Source organism: Micromonospora sp. D75, assembly GCF_018070405.1.
Classification (GTDB): domain Bacteria; phylum Actinomycetota; class Actinomycetes; order Mycobacteriales; family Micromonosporaceae; genus Micromonospora; species Micromonospora chalcea.
Window position 1 is genome coordinate 1 of the sequence record NZ_JAGPXV010000515.1, and the last position, 4,397, is coordinate 4,397.

At 74.6% G+C, this 4,397-nt stretch carries 4 protein-coding genes; all 4 read left to right on the top strand.

Annotated features, from left to right (window positions below):
* Positions 1–315 precede the first annotated feature (315 nt).
* On the top strand, positions 316–1,785 hold the full coding sequence (gene eccB / locus KBX39_RS24425; protein WP_210872695.1) for a type VII secretion protein EccB: 1,470 nt from the start codon (positions 316–318) through the stop codon (positions 1,783–1,785).
* Positions 1,786–1,900: 115 nt separating this feature from the next.
* Positions 1,901–2,272 carry a hypothetical protein gene (locus KBX39_RS24430; RefSeq protein WP_030503518.1) on the top strand — a complete coding sequence of 124 codons (372 nt, stop codon included), beginning with the start codon at positions 1,901–1,903 and terminating at the stop codon, positions 2,270–2,272.
* Positions 2,265–3,542 (top strand): WXG100 family type VII secretion target, encoded by a 1,278-nt coding sequence (locus tag KBX39_RS24435; protein ID WP_210872697.1) that lies wholly within the window; start codon positions 2,265–2,267, stop codon positions 3,540–3,542. The genes KBX39_RS24430 and KBX39_RS24435 overlap by 8 nt, the downstream gene beginning before the upstream one ends.
* A gap of 107 nt (positions 3,543–3,649) precedes the next feature.
* On the top strand, positions 3,650–4,045 hold the full coding sequence (locus KBX39_RS24440; protein ID WP_064448612.1) for a hypothetical protein: 396 nt from the start codon (positions 3,650–3,652) through the stop codon (positions 4,043–4,045).
* Positions 4,046–4,397: the final 352 nt, after the last annotated feature.

Consider the following 4,397-nt stretch of genomic DNA (forward strand, 5'->3'; position numbering starts at 1 on the left):
CCGCCAGCGCGGCGCACTCCACCACGACGAGCTGCCCGACCACGACCGGGCCGAGCCGGCCCCGGCGGCGCTTGTCGGCCGGGGTGACCGGCCGGTCCACCGGTACGGCGGGGGCGGTGGCCGTACGACCGGGTGGCGCCTGCAGCTGCGTCATCGGTGAGCGTCCCTTCTGGACATCCTGGACATCCGCCGGCGGGGTGCGGCGTTCGGGCGGCGGACGGGGTCCGGCGCACCCCCGGTGGCCCCTTATCGTAGGGAAGCCCGCGACGCCGCTCGGCCCTGTCGTCGTTGGACCCACCCCGCCGGAGGTTAGTCATGCGGACCCGCCGCGATCAGGTCCAGGCGTACCGCTTCGTCACCCGCCGCATCGTCTCGGCGCTGCTGTCGGGCGACCCGGAGACCAACGACCTGCCGATGCGCCGCCTCGGCATGGCGGTGTTCGGCAGCGTGATCGCGGCCGCCGTGGTGCTCGGCGGGGTGGGCGCGTACGGGCAGCTCACCAGCAACTCGGCGCCGCTGGAGCCGAACACGCTGGTGATCGAGCGGGAGACCGGCGCGACGTACTACTTCGGCGAGGACCGGGTGCTGCGCCCGACGCTCAACTACGCCTCGGCGCGGCTGATCGTCGACGACGCGGCGGCGAAGCCCCGCACCATGTCCCAGGCGTCCATCAAGGACCGGCCGCGCGGCCGGCTGGTCGGCATCGTGGGCGCCCCCGACGACCTGCCGGACCGCAAGTCCCTGGTCGGGCTCCCCTGGTCGGTGTGCGACGTGCCCGACCCGAACGACACGCAGCGCTCCACCACGCACCTGGTGATCGACCGGACGCTGCCCGGCGGCACCGCGCTCACCGACCGGGCCGTCGTGGTGCGCACCGGCGACGCCCGCTACCTGCTCACCGGCGGCTCGCGGCTGCGTGTCGCCGGCGACGACCAGGCGCTGGTGGCGTTGAAGATGGCCGGCGTCACGAATCTCACCGTCGGGCAGCAGCTGCTGAACGCGGTGCCGGTGGGCCCGGTGCTGCGTAAGCCCACGATCGACGGGGACGGCGGCGCGAGCGGGCTCACGGTGGGCGGCCGGCCGGCCCGGATCGGCCAGGTCTACCAGGCGGCCGGCCAGTACTACGTGCTCACCCGGCAGGGCCTGGCCACGGTCCGGGAGGTGACCGCGCTGCTGCTGCTCGGCCGGGGTGGCGAGGTGGCGCAGATCACGCCGGACGAGGCGGGCCGGCTCCTCACCGACCAGCGGCTGGAGCCGGACGGCCTGCCCGCCCGGCTGCCGACGCCGCACGAGGTCCGCCCGGGGCGCACGGTGCTCTGCGCCACCTACCGGCCCGGCCCGCCCGGCCAGCCGCCGACCACCACGCTTGAGGTCTTCGACTCCCCGCCGGCCGAGCTGACCGAGGCGACCGCGATGCCGTCGCGGCAGGGCGGCCGGGACGCGGTACGCACCGCCGAGAACGTGCTGCTGCCCGGCGGCAAGGGCGTGCTGGCGCAGGCCACGGCCGGAGAGAGCGGCAAGCCGGCGGCCGGGTCGACGGTCTACCTGATCACCGCCCAGGGCATCCGCTTTCCGCTCGGCACCGCCGGGGGCGACGCGAAGAGCGCCCTCGGGTACGGCGACGTGACCCCGCTGGCCGTACCCGCCTCGCTGCTGGCGCTGGTGCCGACCGGCCCGACGCTGTCGCGCCAGGACGCGATGGCGTACTTCGATGCCTCGACCCCGGCGGCGCCCACCGCGACCCCCTCCACCGGCGGCGCCGCGGCCCAGGTCCAGGGCGGTTGACCGGCCCCGCCCGGGTCCGATGTGGATGGGGCCTGTCACGGGTCGCCCGGGTTGGCGCGTTTCGACTAACCTGAGTGCGGCGAAGGTTATCGACGATGACTACGGGGATGCAGCCATGACGGGGCGCACGACAGTAGACGTACTGTCCCTGGAGGACTTCCACCAGCGACTTGAGCGGCGGCTGGACGAGGCGGAGTCGGTGTTGCGCAAGCTGAACACCCAGATGCAGTGCCGCCCGCCCGCGCTCGGCACGTTCACCGACGCGACCGACAACGCACGTCGCTACTCCGAGACGCACCAGAGCTACGTCAACCACGTCGACCGGCTGCGCCGGGCGATCCTGGCCGCCCGCGAGGCGACCCACAAGATCATGACGAACTACAAGACCGCCGAGGCCCGCAACGCCGCCGCCGCGGCCGACATCGCCGCCGCCCTCTCGGGGCTGAACGAGGCGATGAAGCAGCCGAAGGAGGACCCGCGTGTCTGAGTACACCCGGCGCTACGAGCACGTCAGCCACGAGGAGCTCTACCAGGGCGTCAACGCCGGCGACCCGAAGCAGATCGAGGCGCTCAGCGCCCAGTGGACCTCCCTCAAGAGCACGCTCGACGACCTCGGCCGCGACCTCACCGCCGACCTGGAGGCGCTGTCCAAGAGCTGGACCGGCGACGCCGCGCGCGAGTTCACCAGGCGGCTGGACATGGTCGTGCGCTACTCCGGCAACCTCGCCGAGGGCATGACGGGCATCCGGCAGGGCCTCGACATGATGTCCAGCGAGCTGCGGGCCGCGCAGTCCAAGGCGGAGAGCCCGGAGAAGACCGACGACAACGACAAGCTGCTCTCCGGCGCCGGCAAGGGCTTCCTGCTCGGCGGCGCCCCCGGCGCGGTGATCGGCGGGATCGTCGGCCACCAGCAGGACAAGGCCGAGCAGGAGAAGGCGCACCAGCGGATGGTGCAGGTCGTGGCGAAGCTCGCCGAGGGCTACGACTTCTCGGCGTACGGCCGGATCGTCGTGCCGGACCCGCCCGAGGTCGAGCTGCCCGGCAACACCAGCAACGGCGACCCGACGCTGCAGAACGGCCCCTCGGTCAAGACGCCGTCGTCCGGCCCTAGCCTGGGCAGTTTCGGCCCGGGAGCGAGCGCCACCGCCACCACGTCGGGCGTGCACCACACGGCGCCGACCAGCGGCACGCCCGGTGCGGGCGCCCCGGGCGCGGGCACACCGGGCGGCAACCCCGGCGCGGGCGCTCCGGGCTCGGTCACCACCGGCGGCACCGTCGACCCGGGCGGCACCTCGCTGGCCGGCGCCGGCCCGTTGTCCGGCACCCCCGGCGGCCCGACGAGCGGCGGCGGCGCGGGCTTCGGCTCCGGCGGCGGCCCCGCCACGATGACGGCCGGCGGGGGCGGCGGGCTCTACGGCGCCCCCGGCGTGCTCAGCACCGGGTCGCTCGCGGGCACCGGTCCCAACTCTGCGTCCTCGGCCCGGTTCGGCGGCGCGCCCGGCGCGGAGAACCGCGCGGCGGCCGGCACCGGCCGGCTCACCTCCGGTCGCGGCCTGGTGGTCGAGGCCGGGGGCAGGTCCGGCGAGCGGGCCGGCGGCACCGGGCGGCCCGCGATGGCCGGCCGCGGCGGCGTGCTCGGTGGTCGCGGCAGCCACGGCGACGACGAGTCCGACGGCCGGCTGACCTGGCTCACCGAGGACGAGATGGTCTGGGGCGACGGCGACGGCGCTCCGCCGCCGGTGCTCGGCGGCAACTGACAGCGGCATCGAGGCAGCGGTCCGTCCACAGCGACCCGTGGGACGGCTCACGTAACCAGCAAGATCTTTGAGCTGCGAAATCGTCCGCTGACCGATAGGTTGAATTGGTGCTGCCCGTAGCGTTCGCCCCGTCCACCTGGACGGCGACGCTGCGCCGGATCGCCCGCACGGCCGTGGCCGGCCTGGTGCTGATCGTCGGCCTCCAGGGCATCGCCGCCGCACCCGCCCATGCCGCCGTGACCGAGCAGTCCGTCGCGGTCACTGTCGCCTCCGCCGCCGCGCCGAGCGTGATCGCGTCTCCGGTTCCGGCCGAGGTCGGCCTGACGACGGTCGCGGCGGGCGGCACGACGGCCGACGGCGCGCCGCGGTCCACCTCCGGTCCCGCCGCCGACGCGGCCGGCACCGAATCCACAGCCGCCGGGCGGGTGCCCGGCGTCGAGGCCGTCGCCGTCGCCGACCCGGCTCGGGCAGCCATCGCCCGCCGCGGTCCGCCGCGCGCCTGACCGGGCCACCTTTCCGGTACGCCCCGGCGCGGCCACACCTGCCGCACCCGCGCGCCCTGCCGCGTCTCCGTAGCGAGACGCACCCCACCCGGATGACCGGGCCACAAACCGTTGTTCGTCAGTCGTTCCACCTTGAGGTGCTGGTGATGCAGACCGTCTTCTCCACCGTCCTGCCCGACGTCCCCGCTGCCGCCGTGATCTGGCTGGCTCTGCTCGCCGTGGCCGCCACAGTGGTCGCCGCCCTGATCGTCCGCCCGTCCCGGTTCCGCTCGGAGCTTGTCGACCGGATCAGTGACGCCGCCCGGCCGAGCAGCATCTGTCTCTTATACACAACTGACGCTGCCGACGAATA